Origin of the sequence: Neorhizobium populisoli (assembly GCF_019430945.1) — a bacterium.
Taxonomy (GTDB): Bacteria; Pseudomonadota; Alphaproteobacteria; order Rhizobiales; family Rhizobiaceae; genus Neorhizobium; species Neorhizobium populisoli.
The window spans coordinates 613,476-639,349 of the sequence record NZ_JAHYCB010000003.1 but is presented as its reverse complement, the minus strand read 5'-3'; the positions used below and the strand labels follow the sequence as shown (position 1 = coordinate 639,349).

The window sequence follows — 25,874 nt, the reverse complement described above, 5'->3', positions numbered from 1 at the left end:
CCGATAATCTGTTAAACAAGAGGGGCAATCAATCGTTCTGCCTGGATATATCGATGCCCGCATTCAATCCTCTGGTCGAGAAACTCTCCCCGCCGCCCGTACCGTCCGTTGCCGCCTGGGGGCGTGCCTATGACGGATCGAAGGGGCCGCTGATCGACCTGTCGCAGGCGGTGCCGGGTTATCCGGCGCATGCGGAAATGCTGCGGCTGCTCGGCGAGGCGTCGTCATCCACCGCTTATACCGGCTACGGTCCGATCGAGGGCGAGACGGAGTTGCGGCGCGTTTATGCGGAACATGTTTCGGAGGTCTACGGCGCGTCGCTCGGGCTCGAAAATACCCACATCACCTCCGGCTGCAACCAGGCCTTCGTCTGCGCGGCGATGACGGTGGCAGGTCCCGGCAATACGGTGCTGATGACCGAGCCGTTCTATTTCAACCACGAAACGACGCTGGCGATGGTGGGCGTCAAGACCGCCTTCGTGCCCTGCGCGGCGGAAAACGGTTTCCTGCCGGATCTGGTTGGCATCGAAACTGCGATCACACCGGAAGTGCGCGCGCTGGCGCTGGTTTCGCCCAACAACCCGACTGGCGCGATCTATCCGCCGTCGCTGCTCGAAGCGATCTTTAAGATCTGCCGCGAAAAGGGCATCTGGCTGATCCTCGACGAGACCTATCGCGATTTCCTGCCGGTGGCAGGCCAAGCACCGCACGGCCTTTTCAGCCTTTCCGGCTGGGAAGAGACGTTGATCAGCCTCTACAGCTTTTCCAAATCCTTCTGCATTCCGGGTCACCGCCTCGGCGCGATCACGGCGGGCGTCGAGACGGTCAACCAGATTGCCAAGATCATGGATAATCTGCAGATCTGCGCCCCGCGCGCCGCGCAAGGGGCGGTTGCCAAGGCGCTGCCGTTGCTCGCCGATTGGCGCGAGGAAAACCGCAAGGAGATCGGTCGCCGGGCCGCCGCACTGAAATCGGTCTTGCGCGCCGTCAACGACTGGAAGCTCGATGCCATCGGCGCCTATTTCGCCTTCGTGCGCCATCCATTCCCGGACAGAAGCTCGGCGGAAGTGGCGGAAAAGCTAGCGAAACAGGCCGGTATCGTCTGCATTCCGGGCGCCTATTTCGGTGACGCTCAGCAGGATTATCTGCGCTTCGCCTTCGCCAATGCGGATGTCGAGACCATAACGCGGCTGGAAGAACGTTTGAAGAACTTTTCGCTGTCTTGAGGACCGTGGCCCGTATATAACGGGGCATGGTTCAAAGAGCAGGCAGCGCCGATCTTCCGCTTCATGGCGGCCGGGTTCCCCGGTGGCTGGGCGAGCGCATGACCAAGCTTGGGGCGATCATCACCCAGGCGATCGTTTTGGAATATGGCCGCGACGAGTTGCTTCGGCGGCTGGCGCATCCGTTCTGGTTCCAGTCCTTCGGCTGCGTGATGGGCATGGACTGGCATTCGTCCGGCATCACCACCAGCGTCATCGGCGCCTTGAAGCGCGGGCTGACGCCGATGGCCGGCGAGCTCGGCATCCATGTCTGCGGTGGGCGCGGCAAGAACTCGCGGCAGACGCCGGACGAGCTGATCGCCATCGGCAACCGGGTTGGCATCGATGGCGGAGCGCTGGCGCAGACCAGCAAGCTGGTCGCCAAGGTGGATAGCGCGGCGGTTCAGGACGGGTTCGACCTTTACCTGCACGGTTTCATCGTCACCGACGATGGCAAATGGGTGGTGGTGCAGCAGGGCATGAACGGCGATACGCAACAAGCCCGGCGCTATCACTGGCTGTCGGAAGGCATTACCAGTTTCGTGGATTCCCCTCATGCGGCGATCGAGGGGCGCAAACAGGGCGAGATCGTCAATCTTGCCGACCACCGAGCTGATCAATCGCGAAAAGGCCAGCTCGATCTTCTCGCTACGCTTGGGCCGGATCGTATCGTGCGCGAAGTCGTCGCGCTTGATCCCTTATTGAAGCCGAAGGAAAGCGCGCAGCCGATGCTGCCGCATCTTATCATGCCGGCGCACCACGATGTTCGCGAAGAGAACGTCAACATGAAGCGGCTGCACGGGACGCTTGCGGCAGCCGCCGATCGTGGGCCGGAGGACTTCGAGCAGTTGCTGCTGATGCCGGGCGTTGGTGCGCGCACCGTCAAGGCTTTGGCGATGGTGGCGGAAGTGGTGCATGGCGCGCCCTGCCGTTTTTCCGATCCGGCGCGATTTTCGCTGGCGCATGGCGGCAAGGATCGCGAGCCATTTCCCGTGCCGATCAAGGTCTATGACGAGACGATCCGAGTAATGAAATCAGCCGTCGGCAAGGCGCGGCTGGGGCGCACGGAAGAGTTCGAGGCGCTGAAACGGCTGGACGATCAGGCGCGGCAGCTGGAGCGGTATGTGACGGGGCCGGACCTCAAGGAAATCATTGCCGGCGAATACCGTCATTCGCATGAATGGGGCGGGCGCAGCGTCTTCGGTTTCGAGCCGCCGCCGGAGGATGGTGTCGAGAAGCGTCGCGGCTGATCCGGAACGATGGTCAATCCGGCGGGTTCTCCTGAATATCTGAAGGGAGAACCGTGATGGAAAGCAAGGATACCAGCCGGGAGGCAACCCGCTTCGGCAGCAGCCAGCCAAGCGTCGCCAAGAGCTCAGGCACAGGCGAAAGTCCCTCCAAAAAATCGGCTAACCCCTCGACGCTTCAAATCAACAAGGCGCGAAAAGATCGTGGGGTAGAGAGTGCCGTAAAACGGGAAGATCGTGTGGCGGACGCAGGCGACGCAGGAAGCTGACAGGCTCACCTGCAGCGCTCCGCTTTTCTTTGAATTGCGAAGCCGCTCAGGATATTTGCTTGTGCGCAATGCCGGAAGTGCAGCCTTTCGCACGTCTGTTGGAATTGTTCTAGGCCGTCGCGCCGACGGTATTCGTCTGGTGGATTTCGATCAGCGACGGACCTTTGTGCTGCCGGAATTTCTGTAGCGCGGCCGGAAGCTCCTCGACATCGGCCAGCCGCATTGCAGGCAAGCCGAAGGCTTCGGCGATCTTCAGGAAATCCGGCGCAGACGGGTTCACACCTTCCGGCTCGATGCCGTTATCGACCATATAGGTCTCGATTTCCTGGTAACCGTCATTGTTCCAGACGAGGAAGATGACGTTGGCGCCGGCGTCCTTCGCGGCACCGATTTCCGCGATGGTAAACTGGAGGCCGCCGTCGCCGGTCAGGCAGACAACCGGCGTTTCCGGCTCGGCGATCGCAGCGCCTAGGGCGGCCGGCGGGCCGTAGCCCAGCGCGCCATAACCCGTTGCGGCATTGAACCAACCATGCGGCCGACCGGCTTCGTAATAGAGGTTGCCGGCATAAACGGCCTGCGTACTGTCGCCCACGATGATCGCACCGGGCAGGGTATCACGGATCGTATCCAGAATGCCGATCTCGACGCGCATCTTTGGCGTCAGTTCCGTCTGTGCCGCCGCGCGGGTTTTGGCTGCACGCGCCGCGCCGTTGGCCTGCGGACGGTTGCCGGTGCCGACCGCGGTTAGCAAGTCCACCGCGGCATTTTCCGCTGAGGAGAGGATGGAAAGTGCTGCCTGCGGACCGCGGGCGAGCTGGGCGGCGTCGATATCGATGCGGATCAGGTTTTCGAGGTCGGGAAAGCCGTTATCGGCATACATGTCGTAATCGGTCTGGCCCATCTGGGTGCCGAAGGCGAGGACGAGGTCGGCATCAGCGATCAGCGTGCGGACGGATTTGAGGCTCGGGCTGGCAGGCACGGAGAGCGGATGATGGGCGAAGGCACCGCGGGCGTTGGTGGTGGTGACCAGCGGTGCGTCCAGCCGTTCAGCGAGTGCTAGAATCTCCTTTGCGGCAGGGACGGCGCCGCCGCCGACTAATATAACCGGCTTTTTCGACGAGAGGCAGCGGGAGGCGGCTTCGTTGATCGTCGCTGCATCGGCACGCGGGCGGGCCGGCGCGATATTGCGCAGGCGCGGCGGCCTGATCGGGGCGACCATAACGTCGGTGGGGATTTCAATATGCACCGGTCCCGGCCGGCCGGAGCGGAGGATGGCGAAGGCGCGTTCCATCACGTCGGCCAGGTCTTCGGGTTCATGCAGCGTGTGTGACATCAGCGCTAGCGTCGCCATCATGCCGCGCTGGTCGGGCAATTCATGCAGGCGGCCGCGGCCGTGGCCGAGTGTGGCGCGGGCGTTGACGCCGGAGATGACCAGCATCGGCACCGAATCCTGATAGGCCTGCGCCATCGGCGTGATGATGTTGGTGAGGCCTGGCCCTGTGATGACGAGGCAGACGCCCGGTTTGCCGCTGATGCGGGCATAACCATCCGCCATGAAACCCGCACCCTGTTCGTGGCGCGGGGTGATGTGGCGGATCTTCGAGGCGGCGAGGCCGCGATAAAGCTCGACGGTGTGGACGCCGGGAATGCCGAACACGACATCCACGCCATTGACCTCCAGGAGGTCGATCAATGTTTCGCCGACCGTCTTGAGCTTATCGGACATGCGGGGCTGCCTCCTTGCGCGAGGCGATGCGGCTTGCGAGATCGCCGACGCGGCCCATGGCGGTCGCGACGACATCTTCCGGCACCGTCAGCGAGATGCGCAGGAAGCCCGCGGCCTGATCGCCAAACGAGGTTCCGGGCATGACTGCGACCTTTTCCTCGCGCAGCAGTTCCCAGGCGAATTCTTCGCCGTTCAGGCCGGTGGCGGTGACGTCGAGGAGGATGAACATGCCGCCTTCCGGCGCCATCGGCTTGACGAGATTGCTGCCGGCAAAGGCCTTTTCGACGATCGCGGCGCGGCGGCGATAGTTTTCGCGCATCACGTCGGCGGTGTCGAAATGTTCGGACAGCGCCTTGGCAGTCATGTCGGAAATGAAGGGCTGCACGCCGAACAGCATGGTTTCGGACACCGGCAGCAGCCTTTCGCAGAATTCTTCCGGTCCGGCCGCCCAGCCGGAGCGGAAGCCCGGAGCGGCATGGGATTTCGAGATGGACGAAACGACGATGGTGCGTTCGGCAAGCTGTGGCATGTCGAAGGGCGAGGCAAACGCGATGCCTTCGAAGATCAGCTGTTCATAGACTTCGTCGCAGACGATCCACAGATCGTGCTTGCGGCAGATTTCGCCGATCGCAGCGATTTCGGACGCCTTCAGCACGGCACCGGTCGGATTGTGCGGAGTGTTGAGCAGCAGAACGCGGGCTTCCGGCGTGATCGCCCGTTCCAGGTCTTCGGCCTGCAGGTGGAACTTCTTTTCCGGGCGGAGCGGCACGGGGATCATATGCGCGCCGGTGGAGGCGATGACACCTTCGTAGGTGGCGTAAAGCGGATCGCCGACCAGCACACCGTCGCCGGCTTCGACGAGGCCGGTCATGACACTGTAAAGCGCGGTCTGGGTGCCGGGGAAACAGAGGAAATTGCGTTCTGTGACGCCGGCGCGGCGCTTTGAATATTTCTCCACCAGCGCGTCCAGCACTTTCGGCTCGCCGCGGCCGTTGGAATAACGGGTGCGGCCGGCATACATGGCGCGGGAGGCTTCATCGAGCAACGCCTTGTCGGGGGCCACGTCCGGTTCGCCGATCGTCAGCTCGATGATCTCCTCGCCGGCTGCCTTCATGCGCCGGGCGGTGGTATGGAGCGCCCAGCGGCCGGAGCCGAGATGGGCGAGGCGGTCGGTGATCGAGGCATAACGCATCGAGTATTTCCTTATACTGTCATTGTTCTGCGGAGAGCTCGCCGGGTGCAAGGCGCAGCAGCGCCTCCACGGAGGCAAGCGCGTTATCCGCCAGTTCTCGGTCGCCGAACAAGTCGGCGGCCAGCGTTCCTTCCAGCCACAATCCGTCGACCAGCGCGCTCAGCGCGATCGTCTGGGCGCGGCATTGCTGTTTGCTCACCTCGCGGTTTTCCTCGCGGAAAAAGGCGACGAGCAGGGTTTCCAGCGCCTCAAGAAAGGCGAGATAGTTTTCGCGATGGATCGCCGCAAATGTCGGGTCGATCTGGATATGGCTGATGAAGGCCGCCCAGAGCGACAGCGTGCGCGGATCGGTGACCGGCGGGGTGACATTGGCGATAATGAAGCGGCGCAGGCGCGATTTCGCCGTCTCGCCTTCGATCGCTGCCGCGATGGCGGTCTCGGTCATGCCCATCATCACCTTGCGATAGGCGGCTTGCAGCATCTGGTCCTTGCCGGCGAAATAATGCCGGATCAGCCCGCCGGTGACGCCGGCACGCATGGCGATCTGGCGCACCGTCGCACCCTGGATGCCGAATTCGGCAATGCAGTCCAGCGTCGCGGCGATCAGGTCCTCGCGCCGCTCGGCCTCGCTCGCCCGGTGGTAGGTGCGGCGGTTCACCGTCATCTCCTGAGGACGGGGCGGGTGAGGCAGGTCGGGCCGCCCTCGCAGGCGATGCAGAGCGCGTCCGCCTCGAAGGTCTCGACGACGCAGCCATGTGCTTCCATCACTTCCCTGGTGATCGAGAAACCGTCGACCATGATGACGTGACCGGGGCTTGTCGGCAGGACGTTGAGGTTCAGGCCGTTGCTGTCGTGGAACTCGCTTTCGGGAGCGTGGATCAGCGTATAACCGCGATCCTGCAGCATCAGGTAGAGAGCGGCCGGCATCAGGGGCGCGTGGACGAGAGCCAGCCTTTCGGCGAGCGGGCTGATCACCGACATCAGATGCAGGCAGGCTTCGACACCCTGCCAGAGCGGCAGGTCGAACCCGAGCACGGTGACGCCGAGCGGTTTCAGGATGTCCTGAAGCTGGTCGATGCCGGATTGGTTGGTGCGCACGCCGCGGCCTACCGCGAGAGTATGCTGATCGACCCAGACGCAGTCACCACCTTCGACGGTACCGGGTGCCACGATGCGGCCGAGCACCGGCACGCCGGCTGCGGCATAGGCCTTTTCATGCAGGTCCGGTTCGACCGAGCGCAGCGGTTTGCCCATGCGCAGCAGGATTGCGCCGTGATCCGTCATCAGCGAAGGGTCGTGGGTGAACATGGAGTCGGCCAGGCCATCGCCATCGTCTTCCATCCAGATGATCTCGGCACCGGACTTTTCCACCAGGCCGGTAAATTCTGCGTGCTGGAGGATCGCCTTTTCCGCATCGAAGGTCGGCCCGTAATGCCATTCCTGTGCTTCGGCCCTGCGCAGGCTGTCGCCGGGGCGGCGCATCAGGACACGCAGAAGCGGCGTCGACATGGCTTGAGAGCCGTAGGCGTTCATCAGGTTCTCCCCCTCAGGAAATGGCGACGGCAGTTGCCCGTCTCTTTTTCGGAATTGAGGCTTATTATACGCTTGAATAATTGCCGCACAAGTGCCAGACTTCTTTTCACAGGGCCGCGAAACCAGCGTCGCGAGCACCATAAAACATAAGCTGGGGGAACAGTGAAAATCAGCGGACTGGGTGCTCACGCGCCCGGCGGTTACGGTATTTCATGGCAGATTCGGCGCAAGCCATAGAAGTCTCCAACCTCCACAAACGTTTCGGGCCTCTCGAAGTGCTGAAAGGCGTTTCGCTGACGGCGCGGCAGGGCGATGTTATCGCCATTATCGGCGGCTCCGGCTCCGGCAAATCCACCTTTCTGCGCTGCATCAACATGCTCGAACTGCCGAGCGCCGGCACGGTGACCATTCACGGTGAAACGATCGCCATGAAGAAGGACGGGCATGGCGGGCTGATGCCGGCCGACCGGCGTCAGGTGCAGCGGCTGCGGTCGCAGCTCGGCATGGTGTTCCAGAGCTTCAATCTGTGGCAGCACATGACGGTGCTGCAGAATGTGATCGAAGTGCCGGTGCATGTGCTGAAAGTGCCGAAGGACAAGGCGATCGAGACCGCCGAGGCGCTGCTGCGCCGTGTCGGGCTTTACGAGAAGCGCGATGCCTATCCGGCCTTCCTTTCCGGCGGGCAGCAGCAGCGGGCGGCGATTGCCCGGGCGCTCGCCATCCAGCCGCTTGTCATGCTGTTCGACGAACCGACCTCGGCGCTCGATCCGGAACTGGTTGGCGAGGTGCTGACCGTCATCGGCGATCTGGCGCGCGAAAAGCGCACGATGATCCTCGTCACCCATGAAATGAAATTTGCCCGCGAAGTCTCCAACCACGTCGTGTTCCTGCATGGCGGGGTCATCGAGGAACAGGGACCGCCGGACGCCATTTTCGGCGCGCCGAAATCGGAGCGCCTGAAGAAGTTCATCAGTTCAATTCACTGACCAAACCGCAAAACACAACAATACCAAAACAGGGGAAAGATCATGAAGACCATTATCAAGACAGTCGCCCTCGCAATCGTCCTCGGTACCGCCGCTCTCGGCGTGGCGCAGGCCCAGGAAGTCAAGGTCGGCTTTGCCGCCGAGCCCTATCCGCCCTTCACCTCGCCGGACGCGAGCGGCAAATGGGTCGGCTGGGAAGTGGATTTCATGGACGCGATCTGTGCTGAAGCGAAGCTTAAATGCGTCATCACCCCGGTTGCCTGGGACGGCATCATCCCGGCGCTGACGACGAAGAAGATCGACATGATCATCGGCTCGATGTCGATCACCGACGAGCGCCTGAAGACGATCGATTTCTCCGACAAATATTACAACACGCCAACTGGCGTCATCGGCCAGAAGACCGACAAGTTCGAAGCGACGCCAGCAGGCCTGAAGGGCAAGATCATCGGCGTGCAGGTCTCGACCATCCATCAGGACTACGCTACCAAATATTTCGGACCGGGCGCCGCCGAGATCAAGGAATACCAGACGCAGGATGAAGCGAACCAGGATCTGGCCGCCGGCCGCGTCGATGCGGTGCAGGCGGATTCCATCGCGCTCGACGCCTTCCTGAAATCGGATGCCGGCAAGTGCTGCGATCTGAAGGGCTATGTGAAGGACGATCCGGCCATCCTCGGCCAGGGCGTCGGTGTCGGCCTGCGCAAGGGCGAAGCGGATCTAAAGACCAAGATCAATGCCGCGATCAAGACGATCCGTTCCAACGGCACCTATGAGAAGTTCTCGAAGAAGTATTTCACCTTCGACGTCTACGGCAAGTAAGCGCCAGTTCCCCGGATGCCGTCCGGTCTCGAACTCCTTTCTTTATCGCCGCCCGGCTGGGGCGGCGTCATGCTGGCCGGGCTTGCCGCTTCGCTGCAGCTTGCAGTCGGCGGGTATCTGCTTGGTCTTCTGATCGGCATCGGCGGGGCTTTCGGCAAGCTTTATGGCGGGCCGATCCTGCGTGACCTGCTGGAGGTCTATACGACGGTCATCCGCGCCGTGCCGGAACTGGTGCTGATCCTGCTCCTCTATTATGCGGGCACGGATGCGGTGAGCCAGCTCTTCCTGCTCGTCGGTCTGCCGGCAGTGGATATCAGCGGGCTGGCGGCCGGTATTTTCGTCATCGGCGTGGTGCAGGGCGCCTATTCCACCGAGGTCTTGCGCGGCGCGATCAAGGCCGTACCGCCGGGACAGATCGAGGCGGCGCGGGCCTACGGCATGTCGCCGCTTCAGGCATTGCGACGAGTGACGCTGCCGGCGATGCTGCCCTATGCCATTCCCGGCCTCGCCAATCTATGGATGATCGCCACCAAGGATACGGCGCTGCTTGCCGTCGTCGGTTTCAGCGAGTTGACGCTGGTGACGCGTCAGGCGGCGGGTTCGACCAAGGCCTATATGACCTTCTTCCTGGCGGCCGGGGCGCTCTATCTCCTCGTGACGCTTGTCTCGAATATCATCATCGCGCTGATAGAGAGGCACGCCCGGCGCGGCATGCCGAGGACGGGGTGAGGTCATGAGCGAAGAAACCTCCATTCTGCCGGCCTATATTCCGCCCAAGGCGCGCAGCCTGTTCGAGCCGCACCGGCTGTTTCTGATGGCGGTGTTTGCGGTCATCATATTCTGCGCCGCATGGTTTATGCGCTGGGACTGGCTGCCGCGATATGGGGGACGGCTGGCCTATGGTGTGTGGCAGACGTTGGTCATGCTGTTCTGGAGTTCGATTGTCGGTTTCCTGCTGGCGGTGCCGATCGGGCTCGTGCAGGTGACCGGGCCGCGGCCGCTGGCCTGGCTTGCCAAGGGGTTCTGCAGCATCATCCGCGGCACGCCGCTGCTCCTGCAGCTTTGGCTGCTTTATTACGGGCTCGGCTCGGTTTTCTCACAATATCCGGAGCTGAAATCCTCGTTTCTCTGGCCCTATCTGCGGCAGGCCTGGCCCTATGGTTTCGTCACGCTGATGATCTCGTTTGCCGCCTATGAGGGTGAGGTGATGCGCGGGGCATTTGCCGGCGTGCCGCGCGGCGAGCTGGAGGCGGCGCGGGCTTTCGGTATGGGACGCTTCACCATGTTCCGGCGTATCTGGCTGCCGCGGGCGATCCACAGGGCGCTGCCGACGCTGGCCGGTGAGACCGTGCTGCAGCTGAAATCGACGCCGCTGGTGGCGACGATCACGGTGATCGATGTCTATGCGATTATCTCGCGCGTCCGGCAGGATACGTTCCTGACCTATGAGCCGCTGCTGCTCCTGGCGCTGATCTATCTCTGCCTCACCGGCATTCTCGTCGCTGCCTTCCGTTTCCTCGAAAGCCGCATCCCGACCCGGGAGGCTTGATCAGCGACGCCCGCCGGCAAGTCTTGCCGCTTCCGGCCTTCGTCTGAGGATCAGCATCGAGGCCGCGCCGAAGGCCGGGCCGACCGCGAGCAGTACGAAAGTCCAGCGCCAGCCGCCAAGCAAGGCGGCAATATGCGGCATCAGCCAGATCATGAAGATGGTGAGCGCAAAGCCCATGCCCATCTGCAGCGATAAGGCAGTACCGATATAGTTGCGGTCGGCAAGTTCGGTGACGGCGGCCGAGAACTGCGCGGAATCGCCGATGATCGAGATGCCCCAGACGATCACCACCAGCGCCAGCAGCCAGAACGGGCCGTCGAAGACGAAGCCGATCAGGAGTGCGCAGATTCCGGAGACGATCATCATGCCGGCCGTGGTAGCGGTGCGGCCGAAACGATCCGACAGCACGCCGCCGGCAAAACAGCCGGCCACGCCTGAGGCGACGGCGATGAAGGTCAGGAGCGAGGCCTCATGGCTCATGCCGGTGCCGCCATCGCCGAGTGCAGCTGTCAGATAGGCGAGCAGCCAGGCCCACATGGCGTAGAGTTCCCACATATGACCGAGGTAACCGCCGTTGACGAGAATGAGGTTGCGGTCCTTCAGAACCCTGCCGATTTGGCGCGGGTCGAACAGCGCCTTGCCGAACGGGTAGGGACCTTCGCGGGTGAAGATGAGGAAGATGACAGCGCCGATGATGGTCGCGCCGCTCGAAAGGCGATGACATTGTGCCAGTCGACGGTGGACGACACGCCACGGAAGAGGTGCGGCAGCGACGAGCCGGCGGTGATCGCGCCGATGACGCCCGCCAAAGCCAGTCCGCGGCCGGAGATGAACCAGGTGGAGACGAGCTTCAGCGCCGGCGGATAGACGCCAGCGAGGGCAAAGCCGGTGACGACGCGGCAAAGGATTGCGCCAGTCGGGCCGGGTTCGAGCAGCATGGCGGCGTTGGACAGGCCGGCGAGCAGCGCGGAGGAAGCCATCAGCCGGTTCATGCGGATGAGGTCCGGCAGGTTGAAGAAGCTGGCGGAGAGCGCGCCGATGACGAAGCCGATCTGGACGCCATTGGTGAGCCAGGCGGCGGCACTTTCAGAGAGCGACCATGCGCGCTTGAGTTCCGGTGCGATGGCGTTGGCGGAGAACCACGTGGCGAAGGAGAGGACGACGGCGATGCAGAGGATGGCGAGCATGCACCAGCGGTGGGGGGTGGGGGTGTCGGCGGGGAGCGGGGTCAATGCCGGGTCCCTTCTGCTGCTTCGTCGATTATGTTGGGGCTGGTGAGGCGAGCTCCCTTCTTCCCCCTTGCGGGGAAGATGTCAGCGGAGCTGACAGATGGGGGCGGTGCCACGAATTCGACGGTCGCATATGCTGCACCACCCCCCTCTGTCCTGCCGGACATCTCCCCCACAAGGGGGGAGATTGAATCGTGGCACGGCTTTGCCCAACTCGACCTTTGCTGTTGGAGCGAGGTTGGCGCTTCCAGCCAATCTCCCTCCTTGTGGGGGAGATGCCCGGCAGGGCAGAGGGGGGTATGACACGGCACGCCCTGCAAGATCATCGAACCTCTACACCCGATACTTCGCCGCCACATGCCGTCCCGGCAGTCTCGGCGCCCCGAACAGCTTCTCCCGGAACGTACCATCCCGATAACCGGTCTTGTAAAGCCCGCGCTCCTGCAGGATCGGGATCACCAGTTCGATCACATCGTCAAAGCATTCCGGCACCACCGTCCGAGACAGATTGAACCCATCCACCCCGGCATTGTCCATCCAGGCCGCCAGATTATCGGCAATCTGTTCTGCCGAACCGATCATCGGCGCCTGACGGCTACCGAGCACCATCTGTTCGAGCAGCTTGCGCTTCGTCCATTGCGGGCCAGCGGTGCGGGTCATCGCCTCGACATTCGAGACGATCGCCGTGCTCTTTCCTGTCTCGATCGGCTCGTCGAGATCGTATTTGGCGAAGTCGATGCCGAGCGAGGCGGCGGCATGCACCAGCGCGCCTTCCGAGCTGGCATAGGCGCGGTAATCCTCGAATTTTTCGCGCGCTTCCTTCTCCGTGCGGCCGGTGACGATGGTGGCGCCGACGAAGACCTGCACATCATCCGCCTCGCGGCCGTATTCCACCGCACGGGCGCGGATGTCGTTGACGATGCTCTTGACGCCCTCGACCTTCTGGCCGTTGACGAAGATGCATTCCGCATGGGTGGCGGCGAATTGCCGGCCGCGGGTGGAGGAGCCGGCCTGATAGAGAACCGGGGTGCGCTGCGGCGAGGGTTCGCAGAGATGCAGGGCGTCGAGATTGTACTGCTTGCCCTTGTGGGTCACTTTGTGGACCTTGGACGGGTCGATATAGGTGTGGCCGGCACGATCGAAGACGACCGCGTCGTCCGCCCAGCTGCCTTCCCAGAGCCGGTACATGATTTCCATATACTCGTCGGCCAGATCGTAGCGATCGTCATGGGCGGCCATGCCGTCGAGGCCGATCGCCTTGGCGGCGCTGTCGAGATAACCGGTGACGATGTTCCAGCCGATCCGGCCGCCGGTCAGATGATCGAGTGTGGACATGCGGCGCGCGAAAAGGAAGGGCGGTTCGTAGGTGAGGTTCACGGTGACGCCGAAGGCGAGGTGCTCGGTGACCGCCGCCATGGCCGGCACCAGCATCATCGGGTCGTTGACCGGCACCTGTACCGCTCCCTTCAGAGCCGCCGCGCTGCTGCCGCCATAAACGTCGTTGATGCCGACCACGTCGGCCAGGAAGATGCCGTCGAACAGGCCGGCTTCCAGCTTCTTCGCATAATCCGTCCAGTAGCGCAGTTCGGCATAACGGTGCGACTGGTCGCGCGGATGCGCCCACAGCCCCTGCTGGATATGCCCGACCGTGTTCATGTCGAAAGCGTTGAAACGGATTTCGCGCTTATTCCCCATAACATCTTCCCCTATTGTAATTGCGGACGAATGGCGTCTCTTATAAGATGTATTTGTCTACTATAGAAGACGATCGGCGAAAGGCAAGCGGCTTGCGAGAGATGGAAAAAGACCCGGGTCAGGCGATCGCCATGCGTGTGAAGATCGAGCGCGAGGCCCGCGGCTGGTCGTTGGCGGAGCTTGCGGAACGATCCGGGGTCTCCAAGGCAATGATCAGCAAGATCGAGCGTAGCGAAGCCAGCCCGACGGCAACGGTGCTTGGCCGTCTTTCCGGGGCTTTTGGTCTGCCGCTTTCGGTCCTGCTGGCATTGGCGGAGCGAGAGCAGGAACGCGTGGCGCTGGCTGACGAACAGCCCGTGTGGAAGGACCCGGAAACCGGCTATACCCGCCGGGCCGTATCGCCGCCGAATTCGCTGCTGGAATTGATCGAAGTTTCGCTGCCTCCGGGCGTGCGGGTGCCCTATCCTGCCTCCGCCTTTGCCTTTCAGCACCAGCAGGTCTGGGTGCTTTCAGGGGTGCTGGATTTTCAGGAAGGGGCTGCGCGGCATCATCTGAAGGAAGGCGATTGTCTGCTGCTCGGCCCGCCGGCCGATTGCGTCTTTCATAATCCTGGCATGGAGCCTGCCCGCTATGTGGTGGCGCTGACGCGGCGTTGATCTTCTCCGGGGGAACAAGGGGCTGGCCGGCTTGTTAACAGCCCGCACCTTTCTTTCCAGACACGGAGAATCCCCATGGTCCTCAGAGCGATCGCCTTTAATGCCACGTAGAAATCCAGCGATGGCGAACCTTCCTCTACCGATCGCATGATCGATCTGATCGCGGTGGCGCTGCGGGATGAGGGGATCGAAACCGAGACGATCCGGCTGGCCGACCATAACATCAAGCCAGGGGTGATGTCCGATGAAGGTCCGGGCGATGCGTGGCCGGCGATCCGCAAGATGGTTCTCGATGCAGATATCCTGATCTTCGGTACGCCGATCTGGATGGGTCAGACCTCCAGCATCGCCAAGCGGGCGCTGGAGCGCATGGATGCCTTCCTCGAAGAAAAGGACGAGCAGGGCCGCATGGTCTCCTATGGCAAGGTCGCGGCGGTCGCCGTGGTCGGCAACGAGGATGGTGCGCATCACGTTTCGGCGGAAATCTATCAGGCGCTCAACGATGTCGGTTTCACGATCCCGGCGAATGCGGTCGCCTATTGGGTCGGCGAGGCAATGGGCAGTACCAATTTCGTCGATCTCGAGGAGGTGCCGGAAGTGGTGACAACCACCGTCGACATGCTGGCAAAAAACACCGCGCATCTCGCCCGTCTCTTGAAACAGCAGCAATATCCGAGCCTGACATGAGCCCCAAAGAAAAGGCGCTTCCCGGTGAAGGGAAGCGCCAGTCGGGGAGGGTACTTATGACGCGTCGGCTGCGTGGAGGTTCAGCAGCCAACACGGCCTGAACACATGATCGTGAGTTTTGTTCCCGGTCTCGATCACAATCTTGCGTCTGTGTCGCGCCTGCAATGGAACCGAAATCATCCCCTCAAGGTTGTCGGATGCCGGGCTGCTGTTATGGTGCCAGCGGGGCCGGGAAACGCGGGCATGGCAGAAAGCCACGCCGTCATCTGGGAGGATGAGATGTTCGGATCGAAGCCTACTTTTTCCGATCGCGAGGATGCCGGACGACAACTGGCCGAGGCCATGCTGGCTCATCCGATGCATGATCCGGTCGTGATGGCCCTACCGCGCGGTGGCGTGCCCGTTGCCTTCGAGGTGGCGCAGCGACTGGGTATTCCACTCGACCTGCTGATCGTCCGCAAGATCGGCGCACCCGGTCATCCGGAATATGGTATCGGCGCGGTGGTGGACGGCAAGGAGCCGCATGTGGTGATCAGCGAAGAGGCGGCCCGGCATTTCCATATTCCACCAGGCTATATCGCCACGGAGCGCGACCATCAGGTAGCCGAGATCGAGCGGCGGCACCGGATGTATTTCGGCGAGGACGAGCCGGAACAGCACGATCATTCGGGCCGCGATATCATCCTTGTCGATGACGGCATTGCCAATGGCGGCTCGATCCGCGCCGGCATTCATGCACTGAAGGAGATGGGGGTCGGTACGATCCGTATCGCGGTACCGGTCGCGCCGCGGGATCTGCTCGAGACGCTGAAGGAGGAGGTAGACGAGATCGTCTGCCTTTCAGCACCCGAGAGGCTTGAGGCCGTCAGCCGCCACTATGGCGATTTTTCCGAAACGACGGATCAGGATGTGGTTCGTTTGCTGAAGGAAGCGCGGCGGGTCAACAGAATGATCCACTGACGCTCAGACCTCGACCGTCACCATCAAGGGCAGATGATCTGACGCAAGGCGCGCAAGTGGCGTGGATATGACGCGCGCCTCGACCGGAGTCACCTCGTCCGACACAAAGACATGATCGAGCCGCATGAACGGGAAGCGGGAGGGATATGTGGCTTTCGGCTTTTCGTTTACCGCGGCGACGGCGTCCGTCATGCGACGGGCGAGCGCCCTGTAGGTCGCCGTAATGGACGGCGCGTTGAAGTCGCCGATCAGGATTTTCGGCCTGGCCCGGCAATCGGGGTGGCTGAGCCATGAGGAGCCGAGAAGGGCGCCCACCTGGCGCATGCGGTCGCCGCCGAGCAGGCCGAGATGCGTATTGAAAATCTGCACCTTGCATTCGCCGATCTCGACTTCCACCCAGACCGCGCCGCGCTGCTCGCCATGCGAAGGCAATTCGCCGCCCTTCACCATCCTTGCCGGCAATGCGGTGAGGATCGCATCGCCATATTTTTCCTCGGCGACCGTGAGGGCGGGGTGGAAATGGAAGCCCATCTCCACCAGCGATGCTATGGCGTGTGCCTGGTCGATGCCGCCGGTGCGGCCACGGCCGACATCCAATTCCTGCAGACCGATGACGTCCGGTTGTTCGGCAGCGATGACCTTGGCGATGCGCGCAGGATCGAGCTTGCGATCCGTGCCGATGCAGCTGTGGACGTTATAGCTGAGAATTTTCAGGCGCTGCTTTCCGGCCGGAACCGGAAGAGCGGAGACGGAGGGCGTCGGTTGGATCATAGCGCTGGGAACACCTTCGCCCTGTTTTCGTTCCGTTTAACAGAGGGCTGCCTGATGCAGAGCCTGTTGCCGGAGTGACCATGATAGCCAGACGCCATGCCATCAAATTCCTTGTCTGCGCAGCCGTGTGTCTTGCCGTGTTTCTCGTGTATCGCAGCCTTGGCCGCTATTCGGTCGACGAGATCGAGCAAAGCGTCCGGTCGATCGCCGGCCTGCGGCTCGCATCCGCCTTTGTCTTCGTCATCCTGTCCTATTTCTGCCTGACCATGTTCGACGCGCTTGCCGTGCGTTATGCCGGCAAGCCGCTGCCCTATGCGAACACGGCGCTCGCATCGTTCACGGCACTGTCGATCGGCCACAATGTCGGAATGGCGGCACTGAGCAGTGGCGCCGTCCGATATCGTTTCTATACCCGCTGGGGGCTGACAGGCGAGGATATCGCCAAGGTGATCATCTTCTGCGGCGTCACCGTCGGTCTCGGTCTTATGACGCTGGCCGGACTGGCCCTGCTGCTTCAAGGCGGTGGCGCGCCGGATTTCCTCGGGCTCGATCGCGACATGCGGATCGCCCTCGGCTTGGCCTGTCTTGCCGGCCCGGCCGCCTATCTCGCGCTGTGCGCTTTCGTTCGCCGGCCGCTGAAGATCAGGACCTGGCGTTTCGAACCGCCGCGGCTTTCCCTGGCCCTCGGCCAGATCGCGATTGGCACGCTGAATTTCGCCTGCGTTACCGCTGCCATCCACCAACTGCTCGCAAGCTTTACGGACGCGGGTTATCTGCAGGTCGCGAGCGCCTATGTGACCGCCAATATCGCCTCGCTGATCAGCCACGTGCCGGGTGGGCTTGGCGTGCTGGAGGCGACGATGCTCGGTATCCTGCCGTCTACGGCTTCGATCGGCGCGCTGGTGGCGTTCCGGGTCTTGTATTTCTTCGTGCCGCTGACGGTCGGCGTGCCGACCTTCCTGATTTCGGAAGCCTATTATCGCCATCGAGGGGGCCGCTATTCAGAGCAGACGGTGATGTGAGAAGCGTGCAAAGACGCGCCGGAACCAGGTCTGGATTTCCGGAATGGGCCAGAAAGGCTGTTTCGGATCGACGATGCCGGTGCCGAACAGCGAGACCGTTTCACCCTTTGCAAGATCGACATCGAAGGATCGAAGGCCGCGCGGCTTGACGTTCAGCCGGTCGACCGCTTCCACCATCGAGCCGGTCTCCTCGATCAGACGTGCGACCTCGGCCGGTTCGGTATCGAGATGTTCGGCGAGCAGGTCGTTGCGCAACGCCAGGATGGCTTTGCGAGATCTGAAATCGCTGGTCTCGAAAGCAAGGTCGGATTCCGTATCCAGGCCCTCGGAACGATTATTGAGGTTGGACGATCCGACGCGGACGAAACGGTCATCGACGATGATCAGTTTCGAATGGACGATGATTTCCTGCTCGCCGCCCTTGCCGTCCGGAACCGCGGCGTAAAAGACGCGCAGACGGTTGTAGCGATCGGCGCGCTTGAGGCGGCGGATCAGGCGATTTCGATTGTTGCCCATCATCAGCTTTTCAAGGAAGCCGTGGGATTCCCGCGTGACGATGACGATGATTTCCGGACCGTCAGTTTTGCGCAGGCGCTTCGCCAGCGTTCGCGCGACGCCGAAAGAGGCGAGATATTGCGTCTCGATATAAAGATGGCGTTTGGCGGCCTTCAGCGCATCATGCGTCAGGCGGATCGCCTCGCGGTGGCCGCGGCGACCTTTCCACTTCCAGGGTTCGGTGAGGGCCAAGCCCGTATTGCAGTCGGTGACAGTCGGCTCGAGGTGGTCAGGCCAGGGGTTTTCGCCCGGCACCTCGAAAGGTTCGAGCACTTCATGGGTCGCCTTTCTCCAGCGACGGCGCACCAGATCACCGATCAGCTTGGCCGTGCCGCCGGTGATGATGGTCTGCATGTCGTGGACGGGACCGTAGGGCGTGCCATCCGGCTGCTTGCGGAGCGGATTGATGACAGCATGGCTGCGGTCGTCCCAGCGACGTGCGGTCAGGTCGATACCGCCGAGAAAAGCGGTCTTGTCATCGATCGCAACGATCTTCTGATGATGGCTGGCACGCAGCGGATGGTCGAAATCGAATTCCAGCCGAATGCGCGGATGGTCGCTCCAGTCCATCTTGCCGAACATTCTGAGGCTTTTGCCGGAATAGACCGGCCCCATGCCCCAGACGAGCACGCGGACTTCCAATGCAGGTTTTTGCTCGACCAGCCGGCGCAACAGCATTCCAACCGTCTCGCTCCCCGGATCGCGGGGATCAAGACGGATGTCGGGATTGAAATCCCAGCCGACGATGAAGATCGAACGTTCCGCTCGCGGCAGAACCTGTGAAAGGCGGCGGAAATAATCCTCGCCATCAATCAGCACGGCGAGCTTTTCGGCTCGCGCGCTGCGCCAGGCATTGCGGCCGGGCTTGATGATAGGGTCGAATGAGATTTCCGCTTCCCGGAAAGGAATCGTCTGATTTGTCACGTCCACCTGCGCCACCTCGTCATATTCTGACGGATGAACGCAGGAGATTTGAGCTTTGTTCCAGAGACGCGGATTGGCCGACGAGGCTTATTCAACCAGCGTCGTCAGCTGCGGGTGGTCTGCAGCGAAGTTGCTGTTTCTGCCGCCGAAGAATTCGATCGCGGCAACCAGACCGGCGAGGATCAGGACTGCTGCGACCAACAGTTTCCAAAGTCCGGCTTTCGGGGGTTTTTCGGTCGTGACGTGGTTGGTACTATTTTCTATTCGCATGTGACTGTGCATGTTCATCATGTACCTCGCGGCGCTTAGACGCGCCAGCTTTTCTCAATCGATCGCTCAATTGCCCGGCGGCTGTAGGCCGGCGGATTCGGGTTTTCATCCGGATTGGGCAAGGGCGCTTCGTCCGGAAGTCGGTCCGGTTCCGGTTCGTTGATCGGTGGCTCCGGTGTCCAGCCAGGTGGCGGCATCGGCGGTTGCTCGCTTGGTTCGCGAGGATTAGGGATCATGGATATACTCCTTATTCCTAAATCCACAACAGCCCTGTTGGGGCATTGTTCCCCGCAAATTGTCGCATCAGCGATTGATCGAACCCGTCTGGGTCTGATCGGTGGCCGGTGCCGGGTTCGGTTGGGGATTCTGGGCCGTTTCCGTCGAAGGACCGGTCACGTAATAACCGACCGCGAGCATCAGAAATACGACGATGATTGCGCCGAGAACGGTATTTGCCTTGGTGGTGCGTGTCATAATCCTAGCCTCTTTGGCTGTTCAATACGCATCGGGACAATTCATGACAGGCGGCAAATGTTCCGTATCGGAGGCCATAAACGGAACCTCGCCTTCGTTCAGGGGTTGAAGCTCCGCAATTGTGCCATCCGCCTTCCGAGCACGAAACGACGTGGAGATGCGAATGACCCATGCCCGAGACAATTTCCTGGCCTGGCTGCGCGCGGCGCACGCCATGGAAGAGCAGGCAATCACCATGCTTACCGCCCAGTCGCGGCGGATCGAGAGCTATCCGGAGTTTAAGCAGCGCATCGACGATCATCTCGCCGAAACCATCAAACATGCGCAGGTTCTGAAGGAAATGCTCGACCGGTATTCCGCGACAAATGGGGTCCTCGTCTTGAAAGACATGGCCGCACGGCTTGCCGCGCGGGCACAAGGGGTCGGCGGCATGTTGAACAATGACGAGGTGGTGAAAGGTGCGATGAACGGTTATGCGTTCTCGCACCTGCAGATCGCGCAATATCGCGTGCTGATCGCCACTGCCGACGAACTGGACGAGCATCAGGCAAGAGATGTGTTTGAAGGTATCCTGGCCGAAGAGGTCGCCATGGCTGACTGGCTTGAGACCAATCTCGACGTCATTACCCGCGTGTTCCTGATGCGCGATGAGCGCGATCTGCTGGCGAAGAGATAGTCGCCATATGGAAAGTCAGCCGGCCGCTATTGGACTTAGCGGCCAGCACGGGTCAACTGCGTGATACAAGGCCATCCAGCTGGATTTGCAGGTCCTTTTCCTCCCGCACGCCTTGCTGGTAAAGCTGTATGATCTGAGCTGCGAGGTTGCTTGCACTCAAGCTTCCGCCTGTAATGCCGCGTTCCACGCACCAGCCGTCGAAGATGCGTTGCAGGAACGCCAGTTCATTCGGCTCGAAAGTATTCATTGCGGGTGCCGGGTTCATTTTCCGTCTCCCCTGAATGGGGGCGAAAGCGCGTTCGGTCTTCCAGTCGCCAGCGCCCTTTTCCCATAGCTGGCAATGACAGGAGTCTACTCCTTATCCCCCCTGTTGCAAGGGAGGATATGTCGCATGCGGGATATCGGGCGGGTTTTGGACCCTTCTCACCCAGTCGTGAATGCCTGTGTTTTTCGAGATTTCCCAGGCCCAATCTGGTTATTCGTTCAACCATCAGGACGGCTGTTTACTCGTCCAGATGATTGGATTCGTGATCGTGGTATTGTTCGGTCTGTACCGTCTTGCCATCCAGCCCGCGCTCACGCGAATGCTGCGCCTTGTCGCGGTTTGAAAGCACCATGTTTTCGGGGAGGATATCCTTATCGATATCCGTCATCGCGCCGCTTCCGCTGCTTTTGCCGTGACCTGCGGCACCCATGTGTTTCGAGCTGGCATGTGCCATGAGGTTTGCCTCCTGGGTTTTTTCTTCATCCAAAGACGAAACAGCCAAGCCGCTATTTTGATCCGGTAATTTTTTTCGAAAGGCGAAGATCAGTCGGTTTCCAGCAGGAAATAGGTGGTCGGGCCGGAAGGGGTATCATTGGTCAGGTCGAAGCGTAGCGGACCGTTGCCGCTTCTGAGCGGCGCCTGAACGGTGCCTTCCAGACTGACCGGCGAGAGCCGCCAGCGGCCGGTGCGCTTCGGGAAATCGACGGAAACGGTTCCCTTTCGGATCAAAGCCGGCAGGTGGCCGAAATCCCCGATCACCTTCTCGTCCTTGTCGCGAAAACGCATGCCGGTATTGCGTGCGTCTGTTGCGAAGATCAGCAGCATGCGTTTGCTGTCCGCCAGCGAGGCGGCGTCGTCGATGGCCGAGGCGGAGAATAATGCTGCGCCATCGGCACGTTCCAGTCTCGTGGCGCCAAGATCGATCGGGGCATCGAGCGCGGTGAAGGCAGCAGCCTCGGTATGCGGCGTCGAGAGCGTCAGGCGCCGCTTGTCGCGGTCGAGCAGCAATTGGCCGGTATCGCTCTCGGCAATGCCCTTGTCGAAATCCGTGCGGTTGTTGGCCGGCAGAAGGCCTGCCTTCTTGAGTTCGCCGAGCGTTTCGACGGCATCGGCCTGATCGCGCGGCTGGTTGATGGCGAGCGGTTCGCGCAATCCGTCGGATTGTTTGAGGCCGATGCCGGAAACGAGCGACAGAACCGTCAGCACGCTCGGCTCATAGGCCTGCATATTGTTGCTCAGGTCTTCCTCGCCGCGCACCATGAACGGGATGCGGGTCGGCGATGTTGCGACGTCACCGCGGCGGAAGAGCAGGGCGCCCAGCGTTTCCCCGGCCCGGGCGACCGGGTCGAGCGCAATGGCGTAAGGCAGCATGGCGCGCTTGTGAGGATAAGGTTCGCCATAGGCGAGCGCGATCGGACCATGGGCGTGGCGACAAAGCGCGTCCCAGCCCTGCAGCGCCGCATAGGCCGGCATGACGAGGCCGCCTTCGTAGCGGTATTTATTCCAGAACAGGTGGTCCCATTCGCTGATCATGAACGGCTTGCCGAGCCAGCGGCTGGCGGCGGCGGCGCGCATGTAATTGGCGGCATCGGCGAGCGAGCTTTCGCCCTTGATGCTGGCGCCCGGCTCGTAGCTCATCACCCCGTCCTGATAGGTATTCATGGTGACGGCTTGCAGGTCCTTGCGGGTGAGGCCTGTCTGGATGGTCGGCCAGTTGTTGTAGTCGCTGATGATGCCGCGATAACCGAGATCGCGGACGACCTTGGTCATGCGGGCGATATTGGCTTTTTCGGCCTCCACATAAAAAGCCTGCAGGTCGCGCAGGCGCGGGTTCGGAACATAGCGCTCTGCCGGCATGCGCACTGAGGCATTTTCCAGCCGCTCGTTCGCCTTCAGATCGGGCCAGACGGCGCGCAATGCCTGGGTCGAGCCGTATTTCTTGCGCAGCCATTCGTTGAACGGCTTTTCGAGACTGTCAGGATAGGCGCGGCCGGGCTTGTCATGCACGACCGTCTCGAATTCCATGCTGTTTTCGTTGGCGAGGATGAAGACGCTCAGCGCATCGTCGCGGATGGGAGCGACGCCGGTATAGGGATTGACCTTGGTGAAGATCGCCGTGACCAGCTTCTTCCAGTGTTCGAAGGGCTTGTCTTCGAAATTGACCTCAAGCTTCAGGCCTTCGGAAGGTGACCAGCGGTCGTCGAAATTGCCGTAGCCGCCGCGCCAGGAAGTCAGGCCTTCGACCATCCAGTAGATGCCGTTCTTCTTCAGCGCCGCCATGAGATACTGGATGCGGTCGAGGATTTCCGGGTTGAAGTCGAAATCCTTCTTCTGGCCGTACATCAGGCTTCCATCGAGAAAATGGAAACGCGCCATGTTGTAGCCGTGCATGGCCAACTGCCTGGCGTAGATGTCGGCGTCCGCATGGTTCGGAAAACCGCCGGAAGCAGGGCTCCAGGCCAGCGAGGCGCACATCATCGGGGCGGGTTTGTCAGGGGTGTCGGCGCGCGCCAGACGGCCGTTCGCGCCGATCGTCAGCCGGTTGGCCGGGCCGATCGGGTCATTGGCCAGGAAACCGGAAAAATCGAGCGGGCTGCCGGGCGAGATGGTCAGCGAGACTTCGCGGACCGGCAGCCAGTCAGCCGGCCAGGCTGCGGTTGCCGAGGCCGTGAGCGCCAGCGTCGCCGTCAGGAGCTGCACCAGTCTTGTCATCCGCATCTCCGATCTGCCGGCTTTCCACCCAAGCGCCGGGATCGCGCCGCGGGCCGAAAAAGCCGAAGGGGATCGCCGCGGTGTGAAACAGCCAGGCGACGACCGTATAAAGCCCAAGCGCGAAACCGCGCTTGCGCCAGGACATCAATGCCACGATCGCGGCAAATATTCCTATAACAGTTGCGAGAGCAGCAAGTTTGTTCGCGATGAACAATAGCAGGCCGAGCGAGAACAGGATCCAGCAGGAGACCAGCGCCCAGAGCTTCAGCTCGGGCAATTCCTTGATCAACTGGCCAAAATACGGTTTTCCGGCGGAAGCGCGTAGCAATTCGCCGATGCCGAACATGTATTTGGTCTGCCAGCGGCGGACCAGCAGCTTGTAGGAATTGACCGCATGGCCGTAATGCCGCACGAACCGGCGGTCGAGGCGGTAGAGCTGCCAGCCGGAATAGCGCAGCCTGACCCCGAGATCGAATTCCTCGTAGCCATGCAGGTTGCGGTCGGTGAGATAACCACTGGTTTCGATCGCGGCACGGCGGTAGAGCCCACCGCCGTTCATGCGATCGATCACGCCGATGCGGTTTTCCGGCGCATTGCGCTGGACGCGGCGGGTGTATTCGAGATTGTCGAGCATCATCTCCTCGACATGACCCGTCACGCCGCCGGCCTTCGGGTGTTTTTCGAGATAGGCGATCGCTTCGGGCAGAAAATCGGGGTCGAGATCCATGTCGCCATCAAGCAGGCAGACGAGGTCGAAACGCGCGTACTGATAACCGAGTTGCGGACCGATGCCGCAGCTCGGCCTGGCCGGGCTTTCGATCTGGACGATGCGCACGGGATAACGCGAGGCGATCTCGATCGTCGCATCGGAAGAGCCACTGTCCGCAACGATCACCTCGCCCTGACCGCCCGGAAGGCCGGCCAGCGCGAATTCGACCGTGCGGGCAATGCGTTTCGCTTCGTTCAGCGTCTTGATGATGACGGATACGCTCAAGGCTTTTCCTTCGTCTTCTTCTTTCCGACCACCGAATTATAGACTGCCAGCGTGCTTCTGGTGATGGAAGACCAGGCATAGGTCTTCTCTACCTCGCGAATGCGCGCGAGCGCCACATCCTGACCGAATGGTTCGTCGATCTTGCGTTCCAGCGCCTCGGCAAGGGCGTCCACATTGCCGGCCGGGAAATAGTCTTCAGGCGGCAGATCGACTTCGTGATTGGCGACGATATCGCTGGCCAGAACCGGCAGGCCGTAGCTCATCGCTTCGAGCAGCGAGATCGGCATGCCTTCATGGAGCGAAGGCAGCACGAAAAGGCCGGCCTGCGAGAAGAGCGCCGCCAGATCCTCGCCGCTCTGGAAACCGGTCAGCACGACATTCGGCACGCGGGCCGCCATCGTCTCGATTTCCTTGGCATAGGCGGTGCGCTGATGATCGGCGCCGCCGACAAGAACGAGCTTCCAATCCGGCCGGTTGAGCTTCTCGAAGGCGGCGATCAGGTCCGTCTGGCGCTTTTCCGGCACGAAACGGGCAACCATGACGATATAGCGGCGGCGTTGCAGCTCGAAACGGTTCAGCGTGTCCTTGCCGACAAGGCTCGGCCGCACGGTGACGCCGTTCGGGATATGCGCGACGCTGCTGCCGTAACGGTTCTTCATCGTATCGGTGACGTCGCGGGACACGGCGATGCGGCCGTTCGCAAACATCATCGACAGGCGTTCGCCAAGCCGCAGGATGCGCTTCGCCAACGGGCTCCACTTTTCACGGTCGTAATCGTAGCCGTGATGGGTGATGATGACCTTCAGGCCGAACAACCGGGCGAAGGGCGCCAGAAGGCCGGGACCGATCGCGTGGATGTGCAGCACATCCGGCCGGTGGACCGCCGCATGCAGCACGCCCATGAACGTATGCGCGATCGCCTCGAACAGGATGGATTTCGGCGCCCATAGCGGAGTAACGCGGATGCCGCGCCAGACGATCGACTTGGTCTTTTCCGGCAGATATTGCCGGCGGCCGAGGACTTCGACATCCCAGCCGCGCACCGCGAGTTCCTGGCCCAGCATTTCCACATGCTTCTCGATGCCGCCCTGCAGGTTCGGGACACCGCGCAGGCCGAGCATCATGACACGGCGGCGGACGGCATCCCGGCCGATGATTTCGACCGGCGGAGCGATTTCGGGAAGATGTGGAGAAAGGCGGGGCGTCTGGCTGAGGATGACGCGCTCGACGCGTTCCGCGCCGGCCTGGTTGGCATGCGGCAGAGGCTGTGCCTGCTGCAGAGGCGAATGGATAGGTTCCAGCGACCCCAAATTGCCGGGGAGCTTCCGCGCAGATTGCGGATGCCTTTTCTTCGAAACGTGGGTTTTCTTTTGCATATCTGCGGTGCCCAGAAATCAT

27 protein-coding genes and 1 pseudogene are annotated in these 25,874 nt (G+C 61.8%); 12 read left to right on the top strand and 16 right to left on the bottom strand.

The window, feature by feature from the left end; genetic code table 11:
* Window positions 1-53: 53 nt before the first annotated feature.
* From KX729_RS10990 to KX729_RS10980, 3 genes are read left to right on the top strand one after another with little or no spacing between them, the layout of a single operon-like run.
* The gene (locus KX729_RS10990; protein WP_219742461.1) at window positions 54-1,226 is read left to right on the top strand and encodes an aminotransferase; all 1,173 of its coding nucleotides are present in this window, start codon (window positions 54-56) and stop codon (window positions 1,224-1,226) included.
* A 26-nt stretch (window positions 1,227-1,252) separates the two neighbouring features.
* Window positions 1,253-2,512 carry a DUF763 domain-containing protein gene (locus KX729_RS10985; RefSeq protein WP_219742460.1) on the top strand — a complete coding sequence of 420 codons (1,260 nt, stop codon included), beginning with the start codon at window positions 1,253-1,255 and terminating at the stop codon, window positions 2,510-2,512.
* Between the two features lie 56 nt (window positions 2,513-2,568).
* A complete protein-coding gene (locus KX729_RS10980; protein ID WP_219742459.1) occupies window positions 2,569-2,778 on the top strand; it encodes a hypothetical protein in 210 nt (69 codons plus the stop codon).
* A gap of 109 nt (window positions 2,779-2,887) precedes the next feature.
* On the opposite strand, the gene KX729_RS10975 is transcribed toward KX729_RS10980, so the two are convergent.
* From KX729_RS10975 to KX729_RS10960, 4 genes are read right to left on the bottom strand one after another with little or no spacing between them, the layout of a single operon-like run.
* Entirely contained in the window at window positions 2,888-4,504 is a 1,617-nt protein-coding gene (locus KX729_RS10975; RefSeq protein WP_219742458.1) for a 5-guanidino-2-oxopentanoate decarboxylase, read from the bottom strand.
* Complete coding sequence (locus KX729_RS10970; protein WP_219742457.1) at window positions 4,494-5,696, bottom strand: pyridoxal phosphate-dependent aminotransferase; 1,203 nt, start codon at window positions 5,694-5,696, stop codon at window positions 4,494-4,496. Before KX729_RS10970 ends, KX729_RS10975 begins: the two co-directional genes overlap by 11 nt.
* Window positions 5,697-5,715: 19 nt before the next feature.
* The gene (locus KX729_RS10965; protein ID WP_219742456.1) at window positions 5,716-6,354 is read right to left on the bottom strand and encodes a TetR family transcriptional regulator C-terminal domain-containing protein; all 639 of its coding nucleotides are present in this window, start codon (window positions 6,352-6,354) and stop codon (window positions 5,716-5,718) included.
* A 2-nt stretch (window positions 6,355-6,356) separates the two neighbouring features.
* The gene (locus KX729_RS10960) at window positions 6,357-7,229 is read right to left on the bottom strand and encodes a dimethylarginine dimethylaminohydrolase family protein (protein ID WP_219742455.1); all 873 of its coding nucleotides are present in this window, start codon (window positions 7,227-7,229) and stop codon (window positions 6,357-6,359) included.
* A gap of 212 nt (window positions 7,230-7,441) precedes the next feature.
* Here KX729_RS10960 and KX729_RS10955 point away from each other — a divergent pair, with 212 nt between their 5' ends.
* The 4 genes from KX729_RS10955 to KX729_RS10940 are packed head-to-tail and all read left to right on the top strand — an operon-like array spanning window position 7,442 to window position 10,586.
* Window positions 7,442-8,215: an ABC transporter ATP-binding protein gene (locus KX729_RS10955; RefSeq protein WP_219742454.1), complete on the top strand. Its 774-nt coding sequence runs from the start codon at window positions 7,442-7,444 to the stop codon at window positions 8,213-8,215.
* Window positions 8,216-8,257: 42 nt separating this feature from the next.
* Window positions 8,258-9,037, top strand: coding sequence for a transporter substrate-binding domain-containing protein (locus tag KX729_RS10950; protein ID WP_219742453.1), 780 nt, complete (start codon window positions 8,258-8,260; stop codon window positions 9,035-9,037).
* Between the two features lie 15 nt (window positions 9,038-9,052).
* Complete coding sequence (locus tag KX729_RS10945) at window positions 9,053-9,766, top strand: ABC transporter permease (RefSeq protein WP_219742452.1); 714 nt, start codon at window positions 9,053-9,055, stop codon at window positions 9,764-9,766.
* A gap of 4 nt (window positions 9,767-9,770) precedes the next feature.
* Window positions 9,771-10,586 carry an ABC transporter permease subunit gene (locus tag KX729_RS10940; RefSeq protein ID WP_219742451.1) on the top strand — a complete coding sequence of 272 codons (816 nt, stop codon included), beginning with the start codon at window positions 9,771-9,773 and terminating at the stop codon, window positions 10,584-10,586.
* Here KX729_RS10940 and KX729_RS33490 read toward each other — a convergent pair whose 3' ends face one another.
* The 3 genes from KX729_RS33490 to KX729_RS10930 form a co-directional block, all read right to left on the bottom strand.
* Entirely contained in the window at window positions 10,587-11,141 is a 555-nt protein-coding gene (locus tag KX729_RS33490; protein ID WP_246617515.1) for an MFS transporter, read from the bottom strand.
* A gap of 44 nt (window positions 11,142-11,185) precedes the next feature.
* On the bottom strand, window positions 11,186-11,818 hold the full coding sequence (locus KX729_RS33485) for a YbfB/YjiJ family MFS transporter (RefSeq protein ID WP_246617514.1): 633 nt from the start codon (window positions 11,816-11,818) through the stop codon (window positions 11,186-11,188).
* Window positions 11,819-12,148: 330 nt separating this feature from the next.
* Window positions 12,149-13,510, bottom strand: a complete 1,362-nt coding sequence (locus KX729_RS10930; RefSeq protein ID WP_219742450.1) for an LLM class flavin-dependent oxidoreductase — start codon at window positions 13,508-13,510, stop codon at window positions 12,149-12,151.
* A gap of 101 nt (window positions 13,511-13,611) precedes the next feature.
* Here KX729_RS10930 and KX729_RS10925 point away from each other — a divergent pair, with 101 nt between their 5' ends.
* The 3 genes and pseudogenes from KX729_RS10925 (at window position 13,612) to KX729_RS10915 (ending at window position 15,813) form a co-directional block, all read left to right on the top strand.
* Window positions 13,612-14,166, top strand: a complete 555-nt coding sequence (locus KX729_RS10925) for a helix-turn-helix domain-containing protein (protein WP_246617513.1) — start codon at window positions 13,612-13,614, stop codon at window positions 14,164-14,166.
* 75 nt (window positions 14,167-14,241) lie between these two features.
* A pseudogene (locus KX729_RS10920) lies at window positions 14,242-14,853 on the top strand (flavodoxin family protein).
* Between the two features lie 243 nt (window positions 14,854-15,096).
* A complete protein-coding gene (locus KX729_RS10915) occupies window positions 15,097-15,813 on the top strand; it encodes a phosphoribosyltransferase (protein ID WP_246617512.1) in 717 nt (238 codons plus the stop codon).
* Window positions 15,814-15,816: 3 nt separating this feature from the next.
* On the opposite strand, the gene KX729_RS10910 is transcribed toward KX729_RS10915, so the two are convergent.
* Window positions 15,817-16,584 carry an endonuclease/exonuclease/phosphatase family protein gene (locus tag KX729_RS10910; RefSeq protein ID WP_219742448.1) on the bottom strand — a complete coding sequence of 256 codons (768 nt, stop codon included), beginning with the start codon at window positions 16,582-16,584 and terminating at the stop codon, window positions 15,817-15,819.
* Between the two features lie 80 nt (window positions 16,585-16,664).
* On the opposite strand from KX729_RS10910, the gene KX729_RS10905 reads away from it, so the two are divergent.
* Complete coding sequence (locus KX729_RS10905) at window positions 16,665-17,606, top strand: putative bifunctional lysylphosphatidylglycerol flippase/synthetase (RefSeq protein WP_219742447.1); 942 nt, start codon at window positions 16,665-16,667, stop codon at window positions 17,604-17,606.
* On the opposite strand, the gene KX729_RS10900 is transcribed toward KX729_RS10905, so the two are convergent.
* The 3 genes from KX729_RS10900 to KX729_RS10890 all read right to left on the bottom strand — a co-directional run bounded on the left by KX729_RS10900 (window position 17,586) and on the right by KX729_RS10890 (window position 19,829).
* The gene (locus KX729_RS10900) at window positions 17,586-19,085 is read right to left on the bottom strand and encodes a phospholipase D-like domain-containing protein (protein ID WP_312990769.1); all 1,500 of its coding nucleotides are present in this window, start codon (window positions 19,083-19,085) and stop codon (window positions 17,586-17,588) included. The genes KX729_RS10905 and KX729_RS10900 overlap by 21 nt on opposite strands.
* Window positions 19,086-19,172: 87 nt before the next feature.
* Window positions 19,173-19,373 (bottom strand): hypothetical protein, encoded by a 201-nt coding sequence (locus KX729_RS10895; RefSeq protein ID WP_219742445.1) that lies wholly within the window; start codon window positions 19,371-19,373, stop codon window positions 19,173-19,175.
* Between the two features lie 285 nt (window positions 19,374-19,658).
* On the bottom strand, window positions 19,659-19,829 hold the full coding sequence (locus KX729_RS10890; RefSeq protein WP_219742444.1) for a hypothetical protein: 171 nt from the start codon (window positions 19,827-19,829) through the stop codon (window positions 19,659-19,661).
* 163 nt (window positions 19,830-19,992) lie between these two features.
* On the opposite strand from KX729_RS10890, the gene KX729_RS10885 reads away from it, so the two are divergent.
* Entirely contained in the window at window positions 19,993-20,505 is a 513-nt protein-coding gene (locus KX729_RS10885; RefSeq protein ID WP_219742443.1) for a ferritin-like domain-containing protein, read from the top strand.
* Window positions 20,506-20,557: 52 nt separating this feature from the next.
* Here KX729_RS10885 and KX729_RS10880 read toward each other — a convergent pair whose 3' ends face one another.
* The 5 genes from KX729_RS10880 to KX729_RS10860 form a co-directional block, all read right to left on the bottom strand.
* A complete protein-coding gene (locus KX729_RS10880) occupies window positions 20,558-20,770 on the bottom strand; it encodes a hypothetical protein (RefSeq protein WP_219742442.1) in 213 nt (70 codons plus the stop codon).
* A 238-nt stretch (window positions 20,771-21,008) separates the two neighbouring features.
* Entirely contained in the window at window positions 21,009-21,224 is a 216-nt protein-coding gene (locus KX729_RS10875) for a hypothetical protein (protein WP_219742441.1), read from the bottom strand.
* A gap of 89 nt (window positions 21,225-21,313) precedes the next feature.
* Entirely contained in the window at window positions 21,314-23,482 is a 2,169-nt protein-coding gene (locus tag KX729_RS10870; protein WP_219742440.1) for a glycoside hydrolase, read from the bottom strand.
* A complete protein-coding gene (locus KX729_RS10865) occupies window positions 23,409-24,476 on the bottom strand; it encodes a glycosyltransferase family 2 protein (protein WP_219742439.1) in 1,068 nt (355 codons plus the stop codon). The genes KX729_RS10870 and KX729_RS10865 overlap by 74 nt, the downstream gene beginning before the upstream one ends.
* Window positions 24,473-25,597 carry a glycosyltransferase family 4 protein gene (locus tag KX729_RS10860; RefSeq protein WP_219742551.1) on the bottom strand — a complete coding sequence of 375 codons (1,125 nt, stop codon included), beginning with the start codon at window positions 25,595-25,597 and terminating at the stop codon, window positions 24,473-24,475. Before KX729_RS10860 ends, KX729_RS10865 begins: the two co-directional genes overlap by 4 nt.
* Between the last annotated feature and the right edge of the window lie 277 nt (window positions 25,598-25,874).